The following is a 15,794-nucleotide window of genomic DNA, read 5'->3' as shown; positions in this document are numbered from 1 at the left end:
GACGAATGTTCAGTTGTGCTTGTAGTGCGTGATGGAGTCGTCCTCGCGCGCTTCGTCGGTGTACTTCTGGGCCTTCTTCATCGCCTCGGCCGGGGTCATGCGGCCGGCCATCATCTCGCCCAGGCAGGCGACGCCGATCTTCTCCTTCTGGAGGGCCACGTACCAGTCCTGGATGCGGGGGTTGACGATGTTCTTGCCCGCCTTCTCGATGGCGCCCACGGCCGAGTTGAGACCCGGGGGCAGCGAGAGGCCGTCGGTGCCGCCGTCGAACGACGTCAGCGAGGACACCTGCTTGGTGAAGTTCTTCGAGGACTCCTCACCGAGCATGATCCGCAGCTGCTCCATGCCCCCGGTGGGGTTCTTGGCCTTGGCGGGCACGATGAACGGCTCGCCGCCGGAGGCCCACAGCGTGCCGAAGGGCAGCTTGTCGCCGCTGTCCAGGCTGGACGGCGCCGAGACCCGCATCTCGAAGTCCTTCGGGGTGGTCTTCTTCGCCTCGTTCTCCACCCAGGAGCCGTTCGGGATGAACAGCGCCTTGCCCTCGTTCCATGCGGTCTGCGACTCGATGTGGTCCAGGCCCGGGGTGCCGTCGAGGATGTAGCCCTTCTTGTACAGCTCGTAGTACGCCTCGAGGGCCGCCTTGACCGCGGGCTGCTTCCAGGCGCCGGGCTCCAGGTTGTCGATCTTGTCCAGTACCTCGGGGCCGCCGATCTTGGCCATGAAGGGGTAGAGGCTGAAGGGCAGGTAGTACGGGAACTTGCCCGCGTACGTCCAGCCCGCCATGCCCTTCTTCTTCGCCTTGGCACAGACGGAGAGCATGTCGTCCCAGGTCTCCGGGTACTCCACGTCGAGCTTGTCGAGGGCCTTCTGCGAGTACCAGACGCCGTAGACGGTGTAGGCGTAGTACAGGATCCACACCGGGCTGCCGTCGAACTGGCCCATCTCCACGACGCCGGGGCGCAGGGTGTCGCGCACCTTCTTGCCCGGGTCGTCGATGGAGGGCGCGTCCAGCAGCTCCGTGAGGTCGGTGAGCTGCTTCTTGCCCACCAGCACGCCCATGTCCATCTGCTCGGCGCCCGAGTTGTCGATCAGGTCCGGCGGGGTGCCGCCGTTGAAGCGGGGCTGAAGGACGGACTGGATCTTCTGCGTCGACTTCAGCTTGGTCTTCGCCTTGGGGAAGTTCTTCTCGTAGACGGCCTGGGCGTCCTTGGCGTACTTGGTGCCGAAGCCGCCGTCGAAGATGTAGACCTCCAGGGCCGCGGACTTGTTCACCCCGAGCGGGTTGTCCTTGGTCTTCTTGCCCTTCTCGACCTTGTTGTCCTCACCGCTGCCGCTGGCACAGGAGGTGAGCGCTCCGACGGCGGGGACGGCTATCAGACCGGCTGCGGCTGCCTGCTTGATCAGATTACGGCGGTTGACGTGGTTGGGTCCCATGCTCAAGTCCTCGCCTTCTCCAGGACTCAGGCGGTGTTCCGGGGTCTCCCGACGATTCGCCCACCGGCGAAGGGCCCGACACCGCGGGTCAGTTGACGCAGAGTTGTACGTTTCTCGCTACCGCCAGGAGCGCCGCGCGCACGGGCCCTCGTGAGGTGCCGACAGGTATAGTCCACTTGGCGTCAACAGGGCAAGATCGAAGCAACCCTTTCGGGCAGTCTTTCCCGAGTTGAGACCTGGAGGACTTGCGCCCGTGGGGCGAAGACCCGGTGGCCATGGGAACACGACGCGGCGGGTGCCGGGAGCGTTTCCCGGCACCCGCCGCGTTCGCCGGCTTCGCCGGCACCTCGCCGCGCAGGGCCCACGGGCCGTGGGCGGGCCCGTCGGCGGAAGCACGGCACGCCCGTAGGCGCGCGCAAGCGCCGGGCGCGACGCGGCGGGGAGCCCGGGCACCGGCCCGGGCTCCCCGCCGCGCGAAGGATCGGCTGCGCTCAGCGCAGCAGCGAGCGCAGCACGTACTGCATGATCCCGCCGTTGCGGTAGTAGTCCGCCTCGCCGGGGGTGTCGATGCGCACGGTCGCGTCGAAGGAGACGCCCGTGTCCGTGCCGACCCCGACGGTCGGCGGGATGCCGCCGTCGTTGAGGGCGGTGACCCCCGTGAACGTGAAGGTCTCCTCGCCGGTCAGACCCAGCGACTCGGCGTTCTGGCCCTCGGGGAACTGGAGCGGCAGCACGCCCATGCCGATCAGGTTCGAGCGGTGGATGCGCTCGTACGACTCGGCGATGACCGCCTTGACGCCCAGCAGCGCGGTGCCCTTGGCAGCCCAGTCGCGGGACGAGCCGGAGCCGTACTCCTTGCCGGCCAGGATGACCAGCGGGACGCCCTGCGACTGGTAGTTCTGCGAGGCGTCGTAGATGGAGGTGACCGGCGCGTCGGGCTGGGTGAAGTCGCGGGTGAAGCCGCCCTCGGTGCCCTGGGCGAGCTCGTTGCGCAGCCGGATGTTGGCGAAGGTGCCGCGGATCATGACCTCGTGGTTGCCGCGGCGCGAGCCGTAGCTGTTGAAGTCGCGGCGGGCGACGCCGTGCTCCGTGAGGTACTGCCCGGCGGGGCTGTCGGCCTTGATCGCACCGGCGGGCGAGATGTGGTCGGTGGTGACGGAGTCGCCCAGCTTGGCCAGCACACGGGCGCCCTGGATCTCCTCGACCGGGGAGGGCTCGAGGCCCATGCCGTCGAAGTACGGAGGCTTGCGTACGTACGTGGACTCCGGGTCCCACTCGAAGGTGTTGCCCGTGGGCACCGGCAGCGCCTGCCACTGCGCGTCACCGGCGAAGACGTCGGTGTAGCCCTTGGTGTACATCTCCTGCCCGATGGCCGAGGCCACGACCTCCTCGACCTCGTGCTCCGAGGGCCACAGGTCCGCCAGGTACACCGGGTTGCCGTCCTGGTCGGTGCCCAGCGCCTCGGTGGTGATGTCCACCTTCATCGAGCCGGCGATCGCGTAGGCGACGACCAGCGGCGGGGACGCGAGGTAGTTCATCTTCACGTCCGGGTTGATCCGGCCCTCGAAGTTCCGGTTTCCGGACAGGACGGAGACGACGGCGAGGTCGTTGTCGTTGACGGCCTGCGAGATCTCCTCCGGAAGCGGGCCGGAGTTGCCGATGCAGGTCGTGCAGCCGTAGCCGACGAGGTTGAAGCCGAGCTTGTCCAGGTACGGCGTGAGGCCCGCGCGGTCGTAGTAGTCCATGACGACCTGGGAGCCGGGAGCGAGCGTGGTCTTGACCCACGGCTTGCGCGTGAGGCCCTTCTCCACGGCCTTCTTGGCCACCAGCGCGGCGCCCACCATCACGTACGGGTTGGAGGTGTTGGTGCAGGAGGTGATCGCGGCGACCGCGACGGCACCGTGGTCGATCTCGTACGTCGCGCCGTCGGCGCCCGTGACCCGCACACGCTTGGTGGGGCCGCTGTCCGCGTCCGCGCCGATGGCGGCGTGCTGCGGCTTGCCGGACCCGTTCTCCTGGTGGCCGTAGGCCGGGGCGTCGCTCGCGGGGAAGGACTCGGTGCTCGCCTCGTCGACGGGCGACTGGGAGGTCTTCGGGGCGCCGCCCGCCGCCGCGCCCGCGTCCGGCACGTAGGCGGGCAGGTCGGCGAGGAACTGCCGCTTGGCCTCCGAGAGCGCGATGCGGTCCTGCGGGCGCTTGGGCCCGGCGATCGACGGCACGACGGTGGCCAGGTCCAGCTCCAGGTACTCGCTGTACTCCGGCTCGTGCGCCGCGTCGTGCCACATGCCCTGCTCCTTGGCGTACGCCTCGACGAGCTGGAGCTGGCTCTCCGAACGGCCGGTGAGCTTCAGGTAGTTGATGGTCTCCTCGTCGATCGGGAAGATCGCGGCGGTGGAGCCGAACTCGGGCGACATGTTGCCGATCGTCGCGCGGTTCGCGAGCGGCACCGCGCTGACGCCGTCGCCGTAGAACTCCACGAACTTCCCGACGACGCCGTGCTTGCGCAGCATCTCGGTGATGGTGAGGACGAGGTCGGTGGCCGTGGTGCCCGTGGGCAGCGAGCCGGTGAGCTTGAAGCCGACGACGCGCGGGATGAGCATCGAGACCGGCTGGCCGAGCATCGCGGCCTCCGCCTCGATGCCGCCGACGCCCCAGCCGAGCACGCCGAGGCCGTTGACCATGGTGGTGTGCGAGTCGGTGCCGACGAGGGTGTCGGGGTAGGCCTGGCCGCCACGGACCATGACCGTACGGGCGAGGTGCTCGATGTTGACCTGGTGGACGATGCCGGTGCCGGGCGGAACGACCTTGAACTCGTCGAAGGCGGTCTGGCCCCAGCGCAGGAACTGGTAGCGCTCGCGGTTGCGCCCGTACTCCAACTCGACGTTCTGCGCGAAGGAGTTGGCCGTGCCGAACTTGTCGGCGATCACGGAGTGGTCGATGACCAGCTCGGCGGGGGCGAGCGGGTTGATGCGGTCGGCGTCGCCGCCCAGCTCCTTGACGGCCTCGCGCATCGTCGCCAGGTCCACGACGCACGGGACACCGGTGAAGTCCTGCATGATCACGCGGGCCGGCGTGAACTGGATCTCCTGGCTGGGCTGGGCCTTCGGGTCCCAGCCGCCCAGGGCGCGGATGTGGTCGGCGGTGATGTTAGCGCCGTCCTCGGTGCGGAGGAGGTTCTCCAGCAGCACCTTCAGGCTGTACGGGAGGCGGGCCGAGCCCTCCACCTTGTCCAGCCTGAAGATCTCGTACGACTCGTCGCCCACCGGCAGCGTGCTGCGGGCGTCGAAGCTGTTCGCCGACACGACAGTCTCCTTAGTGCGTCTTGGCATCCGTCCCCTGGCCCTGCGGCCGGAGACCCCCAGTGGGCCGGGCTCGACGGCAAGCGGCGGCAAGCCTGCGAGCTCTGCTCAGCTGCGGTCGTATGGGTGGGCACGCCCTGGTGTGCGCGCGCCTGCAAGTTATCTCGATGTCGAGATAACCCTAATACACGTCCGCCGCCCGGTCATGCGCGGTGCGCACCGTTCTGCCGAGGAGGACGCACGGCGAACAGGACGTTCACCTCCCGTAACGGAGGCCCCGCGGAGGGGAGTCGGGGAGGGGGTCCGGGATCTGCGCGGGGAGGCGGCACGGGCCCGCCGTTATTCGATGGCGCGGCCGGCCGCGTGCTGGTTGACTCCACCGCCGTGACCGGACTCAACGATCCCGCGTTCTTCGACCGCTACGCCAACGAGTACGACGAGAACGATTACGAGCCGACGCCGACCGTCGACTTCCTGGCCGGACTGGTCCCGGAAGGCGGCCGCGTGCTGGAGCTCGCGATCGGCACGGGACGGGTGGCACTCCCCCTGGCCGCGCGCGGCGTCTCCGTCGAAGGCATCGACGGCTCGCCCGCCATGGTCGAGCAGCTGCGCGCGAAGCCGGGCGGCCGGGACATCCCCGTGACGATCGGCGACATGGCCGACGTGTCGGTCGACGGGCCGTTCCGCCTCGCCTACCTGGTCTTCAACACCCTGTTCAACCTGCCCGACCAGGCGCGTCAGGTCGACTGCTTCCGCAACGTCGCCCAAGTCCTCGAACCGGGCGGGCGGTTCGTGATCGAGTGCTTCATCCAGGACCTCACCGAGTTCGACCGCCATCAGCGGGTCGCCACCCGGGCCCTGTCCGAGGACGCGGTGAACATGGAGTTCCTGCGCCACGATCCCGTCGAGCAGGCGGTCACCTATCAGCGCGTCACGTTCGACGAGCAGGGCACCACGCTGCGTCCGCTGCGGCTGCGCTACTGCTGGCCGAGCGAGCTGGACCTGATGGCCCGGCTCGCCGGCATGCGACTGAGCGAGCGCTGGACCGACTGGGACCGCAGCACGTTCGACGCGTCCAGCCGCAAGCACGTATCGGTCTACGAGAAGCCGTGACCGGCCCCGGGGAGCGGCGGCCGGTGATGCTGCCACTCCCCGAAGACGGACGCTTCAGTCCGGCTCCGGCGCGGAGATCCGCTTCTCGAACCAGTGGTGCGCGTACGGCTCGTCGTTGAAGGCGGCGACCTCCTCGAAGCCGTACGTCCGGTACAGGCCGATCGCGGATTCCAGGGTCTTGTTGGTGTCCAGGCGCAGCACGTCGCGTCCGTGCCCGGCGGCCCGCGCCTCCAGCTCGGCCAGGAACCGGCGGCCCAGACCGAGGCGGCGGGCGCGCGGCGCGACCCACATGCGCTTGATCTCGGCCGGCGCGCCGGCCGGCAGCTTCAGACCGGCGCAGCCGACGGGCTCGCCCTGTAGCCGGGCGACGAGGAACAGGCCGTGCGGAGGCCGGAGTTCGCCCGCGTCGGGCAGCAGGCTCAGCGCGGGGTCGAAGCCCGTCTCGAAGCGCTGCTGCAACTCCGTGAAGTAGGACAGCAGACAGTGCCGGGCGTCGGGATGCTCCGGGTCGACGTCGTCGAGCGTGACCGTCGCGGCGGTCAGCAGCCGGTCGACCTCGGCCATGGCGGCGACCAGCCGGGCGCGCTGAGAGTCGTTGAGCGGCCCGAGCAGGGACCGGGCCAGCCCGTCGCTGCGGTCGTCGAGCATGGCGTGCTCCTCACGGCCCGTCTCCGTGAGCCGTACGGTGCGCACCCGCCGGTCGCTCGCCAGCGGCTCCACGGTCACCAGCCCGGCGGCCTCCAGCGAGCGCAGCAGCCTGCTGATGTAACCGGAATCGAGCCCGAGCCGCTCGCGCAGGCGCCGTACGTCCCGCTCCTCCTCGCCGATCTCCCACAGCAGCCGGGCCTCCCCGATGGGGCGGGCCCGTCCCAGGTAGCGGTCGTGGAGCACGCCCACGCGCTCGGTGACGGTGCGGTTGAAGCGGCGTACCTGGTCGATCTGAGCTGAGTCCATTCTCTGACTCTAGTCAGAGAAACCGCGGCGCGGCCAGGGCTGCCGGGGTGCGGGCCTCGGACCAGGCCTTGCAGTGCGGACGCAACCCGGGGCTTCGCCCGCGGATCCGGAATGAGCCCCGGCCTCGCGGAGCGCTCGACACCGCACCGTCCGCGCCCGCCACGCCCGGAGCGCGAGCGGTCCACCGGGGGCCGGAACCGGGCCTGAACAGGCCGTACACCACACGGACACAGGCTCGGTGCGAAGTCATCTCACATGTGAGATATTCTCATCGCATGACTGATGACTACCTGGCCCGCATCGGGCAACTCATCCGCGACGCCCGTCAGCACCGGGGCTGGACACAAGTGAAACTGGCGGAGGCCCTGGGCACGAGCCAGAGCGCAGTGAACCGCATCGAGCGGGGCAACCAGAACATCAGTCTTGAGATGATCGCGCGCATCTCCGAGGCACTCGACAGCGAGATCGTCTCGCTCGGCTACTCGGGCCCGATGCATCTGCGGGTCGTGGGCGGCCGGCGGCTGTCCGGCAGCATCGACGTCAAGACGAGCAAGAACGCCTGCGTCGCGCTGCTCTGCGCCTCGCTCCTCAACTCCGGGCGCACGGTGCTGCGTCGGGTCGCCCGGATCGAAGAGGTCTTCCGCATCCTGGAGGTGCTCTCCTCCATCGGCGTCCGCGCCCGCTGGATCAACGACGGTGCGGATCTGGAGATCGTGCCCCCGGCGGAGCTGGACCTGGAGGCCATCGACGCCGACGCGGCGCGGCGCACCCGCAGCATCATCATGTTCCTCGGGCCGCTGCTGCACAGGATGGAGCAGTTCAGGATTCCCTACGCGGGCGGCTGCGACCTCGGCACGCGCACCGTGCAGCCCCACATGATCGCCCTGCGCCGCTTCGGACTTGAGATCACGGCGACCGAGGGGCTCTACCACGCCGTGGTGGAGCGCTCCGTCACGCCCGGCGGGCCGATCGTGCTGACCGAGCGCGGGGACACCGTCACCGAGAACGCCCTGCTGGCCGCCGCGCGGCACGACGGCGTGACGGTCATCCGCAACGCCTCGTCCAACTACATGGTCCAGGACCTGTGCTTCTTCCTGGAGCAGTTGGGCGTGAAGGTCGACGGCATCGGCACGACGACGCTGACCGTGCACGGCGTACCGGTGATCGACGTCGACGTGGACTACTCGCCGTCCGAGGACCCGGTCGAGGCGATGAGCCTGCTGGCGGCGGCGGTCGTCACCGGTTCCGAACTGACCGTCTGCCGCGTGCCGGTGGAGTTCCTGGAGATCGAGCTCGCGGTGCTGGAGGAGATGGGCCTCGACACCGACCGCAGCCCCGAGTACGCGGCGGACAACGGCCGTACGCGGCTCGTCGATCTGACGGTGCGCCCCTCGAAGCTGGAGGCGCCCGCGGACAAGATCCACCCGATGCCCTTCCCCGGCATCAACATCGACAACGTGCCCTTCTTCGCGGCCATCGCCGCCGTCGCCGAGGGCCAGACGCTCATCCACGACTGGGTCTACGACAACCGCGCCATCTACCTCACCGACCTCAACCGGCTGGGCGGACGCCTCCAACTCCTCGACCCGCACCGCGTGTTGGTGGAGGGCCCGACGCGCTGGCGCGCCGCGGAGATGATGTGCCCGCCCGCGCTGCGACCCGCCGTGGTGGTGCTGCTGGGAATGCTGGCGGCGGAGGGCACCTCCGTGCTGCGCAACGTCTATGTGATCAACCGCGGTTACGAGGACCTGGCGGAACGGCTCAACGAAGTCGGCGCGCAGATCGAGACGTTCCGCGATATCTGATCCGCCGATGCCGTCGGGCCTGCCTGACCGGTGGAAGACGGGTCAGGCGGGTGACCGGCCCCGCCGCGCTCTATCCCCAGCCGAGCTCTATCTCCCCGCCAAGCTCTATCGATGCCTCGTACGGGAGTAGTGCGACCGCGCCTTCGCGCGGTTCCCGCAGCGGCTCATCGAGCACCATTGGCGGTTGCGCTGGGGCGACGCGTCCGCGAAGCGCAAGCCGCAGTCGTCCGCCTTGCAGACGCGGACGGTCTGCGGGTCCGTGGCCAAGTGGACGGCGTCCGTGGCGAGTACGGCGAACGCTGCGCCTGCGGGGTCGGCCGGGCGGGGCACACGGCGGGACACCGAGCCGTCCGCGGCGACGCTCAGCCGCGCGACGGGCGGCGGTGACGCGGCAGCCGTCTCGTTGAGCAGCCGTACGTCGGCGGCGCGCGGCCTGTGGCCCGATGCGACCGCCTCCAGTACGCGATCGATGCTCTCCCGCAGCTCACGCGCAGCCGTTACGTGTTCGGCGCGCACCGCGATCCTGCCGAATCCCGCCAGTCGCAGCCACTCCTTCAACGCCGCCGTGCCGACGAGCAGTTCACGTCCGCCGCGGACGCGATCGCGCAATGTGTTGACGAGATCGAGACACGGCCGCCCGCCGTCGAACACCCACTCCATGCGGACAATCTAACGCTTGCCCGGAGCGGAGCGGGCTCATTACCCTCTAACCCCGTAAGAGGGTTAGGAGAGGGGACCATGGAAGCAGCGACGGCGAAGGTGAACGGCATCCGCATGCACTACCTGCGCGGTGGGGACGGGCCGCCACTGGTGCTGCTCCACGGCTGGCCGCAGACGTCCCACTGCTGGCGGTTCATCGCCGGGCCTCTGTGCGAGACCCACACCGTGATCGTCCCGGACCTGCGCGGTTACGGCCGCAGCGACAAGCCGCTCGGCGGCTACGACAAGCGGACGATGGCCACGGACGTCGCCGAGCTCGTCGGCTCGCTGGGGTTCGACCGCGTGAGCGTCGTGGGACACGACCGCGGGGCCCGTGTCGGACACCGCTGGGCGCTCGACCGGCCCGACCAGGTCGAACGGCTGTCGGTTCTCGACATCGTGCCGACCCGCGAGATGTGGCGCCGCTGGAACACCGAGGTGGGCGCCGCCTACTGGCACTGGATGTTCCACCTCCAGCCCGACCTGCCCGAACTGCTCGCGGGGAAGGACGTCGCCGGCTATCTCGGCTACTTCTTCGAGCGCTGGACGTATCGGCGCGACGCCTTCGACCCGGCCGCGATCACAACGTACGTCAACGCCTTCTCCGCACCGGGCGCGCTGCGCGCGGGCTTCGACGACTACCGCGCGTCGTTCCCCACCGACAGCGAACACGACGACGCGGACGCCGATTCGGGACGCAGGCTCGTCATGCCGGTCCTCGCCCTGTGGGGCGGAAACGGACTGCTGGGGAAGCTCCCGGCACTGGAGATCTGGCAGGACTACGCCGACGACGTCCGCGGGTGGGCGATCGCCGACTGCGGGCACTTCCTGCCCGAGGAGCAACCCGGAGAGACTCTCCGCGCGCTTCAGGGATTCCTGACCGCCTGACCGGCCCACGGTCCGCTCGACCACACTCGACCACACTCGCCCACGCTCGCTCACCCGCTCAACGCCCCGCTGTCCGGGCGTTGTTGACGAACACGTTGACGGCCCTGTGCCGGATCGGCCCGCCTGGCCGGCCGGTGGACGACGGGTCAGGCAGGTGGGCGGAGAAAGCTCATCGGGGCCGAGCCGGCGCGGGCCGGCAGCGCGGAGCCCAGGCGTGAGGTGAGCTGCGAGACCAACTGCTCGGCCTGGGGCACCAGTCGGGGCCCCACCGAGGAGGTCCCGATGGCGACGGCCACTCCCGCCCAGGCCGTCGGGCCCAGAGGCGTACACCCGAAGAAGCGGCTGACGACAGGCGTCTGGACGAGAGCGGCGAGAACGGCGGCGGTGCCGAGGACCGTACCGAGGACCAGGGGGCTGTCGCGGCGTCCGGCCACGGTCTGGGTGAGCTGGGAACCGATCACGCCGCACAGGGCCATGGTGCTGGTGCGCTGTGCCGATCCGGGGGTGAGGCTGCCGATCAGCCACGCGGTGGCCGCGCCCGCTCCGGTGACCAGGCCACGCTGGCGGATCTCGTGCGTGAGCGGCTCCCCCAGGTCGGCGGGGCGTGCGGAGTGCCGCTCGGCCAGGGCGTCCTCCGAGGCGGGGCCCGGGTCGTGAGGCGTGACCGCGATCGCCATGGCCGGGAACATGTCGGTGAGCAGGTTGACCAGGAGCAGCTGGCGCGCGGACAGCGGCGACGTACCGGAGAGCAGCGTGCCCAGTACGGAGAAGCCGACCTCGCCCGCGTTGCCGCCGAGCAGGATGCTGATGGCGTCGGCCACGTTGCGCCACAGGGCCCGTCCTTCGGCGATGGCGTCGATGAGCACCGGGAGTTCGTTGTTGGTGATCACAAGGTCGGCGGCGTTGCGGGCGGCCGCCGAACCGCGTGCGCCGATGCCGATCCCCACGTCGGCGGCCCGGATCGCGGCGGCGTCGTTGGCGCCGTCCCCGACCATGCCGACGACGCGTCCCGCCTCCCGTAGCGCCTCGACGACCTGGAGCTTCTGCTCGGGCGCGACGCGGGCCACGACGCCGCAGTCCTTCAGGGCACGCGCACGGCCCGCCCGGTCCAGCGCCGCCAGGTCGTGACCCGTGACCACGGTGACGTCGTCGGGCCAGCCGAGGGTGACCGCCATGCACCGGGCGGTCTGGGGATGGTCGCCGGTCAGCATGACGGGACGTACGCCCGCCTCGCGCAGCCCGGACACGAGCGGGGCGGAGCCGGCGCGCGGGGTGTCGGCCAGAGCCACGAACCCGATGAGCTCCAGCAGTTCGAGCGGCTTGTCCAGGGCGTCGGCCGCCTCGTCCGCGCCGAGGGACCGCTGGGCCACGGCGATCAGCCGCAGTCCCCGGGCGGCGAGGGCGTTCGCCGTTCCGATCGCCGCCCGGTCAGCATCGGGGCAGCAGGGCAGTACGACTTCCGGGGCGCCCTTGACCACCAGCGTCCCGTCACCGTGCGCGCCCCTTCCGACGGCGGCTGCGAACCCGCGACTCGACTCGAAGGGCTCGGCCCGCACGGTGGTCCATCCGGTCTCACGCGGGGCGGCCGCCAGGACGGCCTCGTCGGTGGCGTGGGCGTGGACACCCACCCGGTCCCGCGGGGCCGGGCAGGCGCGGGCGGCGATGCGCAGGACCGGAAGCGCCTCGCGGTCGGCCGCCTCGTGGGCGTCACCGCTCGCGGTGACGACGCTGACGACCCGCAGCCTGTTCTCCGTGAGGGTCCCGGTCTTGTCGAAGCAGACGGCGTCGACTCGGCCCAGGGCCTCCAAGCTGCGCGGCGTACGGACGAGGACACCGAGCCGGCTGAGCCGCGTCGCGGCCGCCATCTGCGCCACGGTCGCCACCAGGGGCATGCCCTCGGGCACGGCCGCCACCGCGACGGCGAGCCCTCCCTGGAGTGCCATACGCATCGGGCGTCCGCGCAGCAAGGACAGCCCGGCGACGGCGGCACCGCCGACGAGGGTGAAAGGCAGCACCCGCCTGGTCAGCCTGTGCAGGCGTGCCTGGACTCCCGCCGAGACGGGGACCCTTGCGGCCAGGGACGCGGCACGGCCGGCTTCCGTCTGGTGGCCGGTGCCCACGACGACGGCTCGGGCGGAGCCGGCCACCACCGTGGTGCCCTCGAAGACCATGCAGCTTCGGTCGGCGAGCGAGGCGCCCGGAACGGCGGCCACGTGTTTGGGAGTCGGCAACGACTCCCCGGTCAGGGAGGATTCGTCGACCTCGCATCCGGCGACCTCCAGCAGCCGCGCATCCGCCGGGACCACGTCGTTGACGTGCAGATCGATCACTTCGCCCTGCGCCAGGCGGGCCGCCCCGACGACGGAGACCTCACCTGTCGACGGCTCGACCCACCGGGCCATGCGCCGCTGCTCGGTGGCGAGAGCGAACAACGCCCTCTGTGCGCGCAGCCGTTGCACCCCGCCGACGAGGGCGTTCAACCCGACGGCGCCGAGGACGAGATACGCGTCGACCGCCGAGCCCAGCAGTGCCGACGCGGTGGCGCCGACCACCAGCACGGGGGTGAAGGGGTCGTCGAGTTCGGCCCACACGGCGCGGGCGAGCTGGACTCCCGTCCGTACGGGCGCCAGCGCCGGGTACCTGGCCGCGACCAGCGCGAGACGACCGGCATGGCGCCGTGTCTCCGACCATCCGGTGGGCCCGGTCCGAGGCGTCCTTCGCAGCCGCGCGAGGACCTCGTCCGGCGGCAGGGCATGCCAGGGCACCCGTGGTTCGGGCCGTGGCGTCGTTCCGGCGGCCACGGCCGATGCGGCGGCCCAGCCCCACGCCAGCGACACGGCCGTGGCGACGGAGACCGGGCTGAGGCGTACCCCGAGGACGGCGGGCGCCTGCTGGGACCGTGCCTCCCGGGTGAGCACCAGCAGTTCGGAGAGCGCGGCGCCCGCCTCCGCGGCGAACTTGCCCCATCCGCTGACCGCCCGGGACAGGGTCACCGCGGACAGCAACCGCCAGACGCCCTCCAGCCCGCGCAGGGACAGCACATCGGCGTCCCAGACGACGGCACTGCCCTCGTCGGTGACCGCGACGGCGATGTCACCACCGAGCAGCCCGGCCACACAGTCGCGGGCGGAAGGAGCCCGCTGCGGTCGTCCGGTTCTCCGGTCGTGCGGGACCCGCGCCACGGTGAGGACCGTACGGCCCTCGTCCTGGAGAGCGGCGACGGTGTCGGCGAACGGGACGTCAGCCGAAGCGAGTTGATCGGCCAGCGCGCCGAACTCGCCGAGGCCGTGCTCGTCGACGAGCACGACGTGCAGCCCCGCCCGGCGCGCCGCGTCCAGCGCGGCCTCGGCCATGGGCTCGACCTCCCAGCCGACGAGGACGGTGCCCACATTCCTGCCGCGAACCGAGGCGGTCATCAGCCCCGCATCCGATGCCGTCTCGTCGGGCGGACGAAGTTCGAGGCGGGGCTCCCCGGTTGGCTTCGCCCGGTCCTCGGGAGCGCTGAGGGTCTTCATGGCCGCGTGCCACAGCCGGCGGTGATCCCAGCCCGCCGAGTCGGGATGGACTTCGAGCACGGTGCGGCGCGTACTGCGGAGGGCTCCGGAATGCAGCACGACGGTGTCCACGAGCTCCAGGCGTCGGAGCCTCGCAGGATCGCCGACCAGCATGTCGTTGCGCGCGAGGACAGCGGCGAGCCATGCGGTGAAGGCCGACGGACCGAACCGCGCGGCCTTGGGCACGCCCGCCAGTACGGTCTCCGCGGCCCTGTCGAGGCTGCGGGTGAACAGGAGCGTGGCGAGGGCACCGCCCACCATCCCGTTCACCGCGGTGTTCGAGTACGACTCGTCGGGGCATGTCCGCAGTGCCGGACGCACGGTGGCGTCCTTCGCCACCGTCAGGCGGTCCGGAGCGCAGAGGGTGTCGTGCACCGCCTCGAACGTCGCGAGTTGGGTGAGCGATCGCACCAACTGGGTTGCCCGCAGCGCGGCGTCGAGCAGCAGAGGTCCCGGCGACCGCGCGAACCCGCAGACAGCCGCCTGGGCCGCGCCCAGCAGCAGGTCGCTCGCGTCCGGGCCCAGCAGGCGGGCTGCTGTCCCGCGTACTCGCGAGTCCTCACGCAGCAGGGAGACCGACGCCACGAGGGCTTCGGGCGCGCGTGCCGGGAGCACCGCCCGAGCCGCGAAGGCCGTGGCGATGCCTGCGATGTCCAGCGCGAGCGCGGCAGCCTCGACGCGGGCGCCCCTGACGTCACCGGGGTGGCCGTGCTCCGGCGCCGGTTCGCTGACGTGTTCAAGCCCGTGCTCGGCGGCGAGTTCGGACGCCCTGGCCGCCACGCGCTCGCCGACCGCGTCCTCGGCGGTCGTGACGACCACGCTCCCCAGGCCGCCGTCCCAGTAGGCGAGCAACACGTCGGGGTGCTCGGCCAGTTCGACGGCCACCTTCCCGGCGGCGGTCTCGAGCCGTTCCGCGGTGCGCACGGGTGCGCCGGGCGGGAACCGCAGCCCCAGGTGCATCCGGGATCCCGCGCGCCGGGGGCCGGAACGGGGCGCCACCGTGTCACGGGCGACCCTGCCGAGCTGCCCGGCGGTCGCGCACGCTTCCGCCGCACCGCTCACCGCCTCGTGCACACCGACGCTCACGAGCCTGCCCGTCAGGCGCGCCGCCGCGGCCGCCGGCGGCGTGATCCGGCGAGTGGCCTTGGCAGGCAGTGCCAGAGCGCTCTCGAGAAGTGAGGTGGCCAGGTTGGGCAGCCCGGCCAGCAGTCGAAGCAGCATTCCTCACCTTCGCGGGGATTCCGTACGGGCGTGGGAGGGGGCCGGGGGGGGGAGAACTGGGGGGAACTGGTGGGAACTGGGGGGAACCGTCTCGCGGCGGGCGAGGAGGGAGGGCTCAGCTCTTCTTGCGTGCGCCGGCCCTTGGCCGTGAGGCGCTCGCGGTGGTCTTGGTGGTGCGCTTGGCGGCGCTCCTGCTCGATCCCTTCTTCGCCGTCCTCGCGCCGTTGCCGGACCTGGAGGCAGCCTGCTTCGTGCTCCGCTTCTGCGTACGGGCCCCGTTGGTGCTCTGTGCCCCCGCGCCGTCCATGTCCGCGGGACGAGGCTGCGTCAGCCACACCGCCGCGGCGCCCGCCACTGCCACCGGCCACTCGACGAGACCCGCCACGCCGAGGATCCCCGCCCCCGTGTACGCGGCAACGCGCCGTGCCTGCGGCGAGACGATCCCGACGGTGTTGAGCATGTCGTCGAAGACCCCTCTGACCCGCTCCGCCCCGGGGACCCTCTCGGCAGCGGTCCTCATCGTCCGCATCGGATACGTGACCGTCTCCTGGACCTGCTGCTGCTTGCCATTCGGGCTTCTTGAACTGGAACGGTCAGGCATGGGAACTCTCCGTCCTCGAGAAGGTGAGGTGTTGCCGAGGGGCGCTGACACGGCTCACTCTTCGTACCCTTACCTGGACGAATGGGACCGGCAAGCCCGGGGCGTCCGCATGCGGCCGAGCGAGGTAACCGGCGGCCACGAGGTGCCCGGCCCGCCGGTGGAGACCGCTGCCAGGGGGCGTCCGGCGGGTGGCCGGGGGCGCCCGGCCCGGCGGCGGGAGCGGGCT

General features: G+C 71.1%; 9 protein-coding genes. 3 read left to right on the top strand and 6 right to left on the bottom strand.

Translation table 11 applies throughout. The features are described 5' to 3' along the window. Window positions 1-9 precede the first annotated feature (9 nt). Together ngcE and HCC61_RS15410 are read right to left on the bottom strand one after the other, a co-directional pair. The gene (gene ngcE, locus HCC61_RS15415) at window positions 10-1,434 is read right to left on the bottom strand and encodes an N-acetylglucosamine/diacetylchitobiose ABC transporter substrate-binding protein (RefSeq protein WP_169136006.1); all 1,425 of its coding nucleotides are present in this window, start codon (window positions 1,432-1,434) and stop codon (window positions 10-12) included. A 491-nt stretch (window positions 1,435-1,925) separates the two neighbouring features. Next, window positions 1,926-4,736: an aconitate hydratase gene (locus HCC61_RS15410; RefSeq protein WP_169136005.1), complete on the bottom strand. Its 2,811-nt coding sequence runs from the start codon at window positions 4,734-4,736 to the stop codon at window positions 1,926-1,928. A 381-nt stretch (window positions 4,737-5,117) separates the two neighbouring features. On the opposite strand from HCC61_RS15410, the gene HCC61_RS15405 reads away from it, so the two are divergent. Further along, complete coding sequence (locus HCC61_RS15405) at window positions 5,118-5,846, top strand: class I SAM-dependent methyltransferase (protein WP_169136004.1); 729 nt, start codon at window positions 5,118-5,120, stop codon at window positions 5,844-5,846. 54 nt (window positions 5,847-5,900) lie between these two features. Here the strand turns inward: HCC61_RS15405 and HCC61_RS15400 are convergent, their stop codons facing one another. Further along, complete coding sequence (locus HCC61_RS15400) at window positions 5,901-6,800, bottom strand: helix-turn-helix domain-containing GNAT family N-acetyltransferase (protein ID WP_169136003.1); 900 nt, start codon at window positions 6,798-6,800, stop codon at window positions 5,901-5,903. 275 nt (window positions 6,801-7,075) lie between these two features. Between HCC61_RS15400 and HCC61_RS15395 the strand changes: the two genes are divergently transcribed. Further along, window positions 7,076-8,605, top strand: coding sequence for a UDP-N-acetylglucosamine 1-carboxyvinyltransferase (locus tag HCC61_RS15395; RefSeq protein WP_169136002.1), 1,530 nt, complete (start codon window positions 7,076-7,078; stop codon window positions 8,603-8,605). Between the two features lie 105 nt (window positions 8,606-8,710). On the opposite strand, the gene HCC61_RS15390 is transcribed toward HCC61_RS15395, so the two are convergent. Next, entirely contained in the window at window positions 8,711-9,265 is a 555-nt protein-coding gene (locus HCC61_RS15390) for an ABATE domain-containing protein (RefSeq protein WP_169136001.1), read from the bottom strand. 78 nt (window positions 9,266-9,343) lie between these two features. Here HCC61_RS15390 and HCC61_RS15385 point away from each other — a divergent pair, with 78 nt between their 5' ends. Further along, entirely contained in the window at window positions 9,344-10,192 is an 849-nt protein-coding gene (locus tag HCC61_RS15385) for an alpha/beta hydrolase (protein WP_169136000.1), read from the top strand. Window positions 10,193-10,338: 146 nt separating this feature from the next. On the opposite strand, the gene HCC61_RS15380 is transcribed toward HCC61_RS15385, so the two are convergent. Together HCC61_RS15380 and HCC61_RS15375 are read right to left on the bottom strand one after the other, a co-directional pair. Further along, window positions 10,339-14,967, bottom strand: a complete 4,629-nt coding sequence (locus HCC61_RS15380; protein WP_169135999.1) for a cation-translocating P-type ATPase — start codon at window positions 14,965-14,967, stop codon at window positions 10,339-10,341. A gap of 115 nt (window positions 14,968-15,082) precedes the next feature. Continuing rightward, window positions 15,083-15,568, bottom strand: coding sequence for a hypothetical protein (locus tag HCC61_RS15375; protein WP_169135998.1), 486 nt, complete (start codon window positions 15,566-15,568; stop codon window positions 15,083-15,085). Window positions 15,569-15,794: the final 226 nt, after the last annotated feature.

The organism is Streptomyces sp. HNM0575 (assembly GCF_012726265.1).
Taxonomy (GTDB): domain Bacteria; phylum Actinomycetota; class Actinomycetes; order Streptomycetales; family Streptomycetaceae; genus Streptomyces.
Note: the sequence above shows the minus strand (reverse complement) of the source record. Positions and strands in the feature narration are given on the sequence as shown.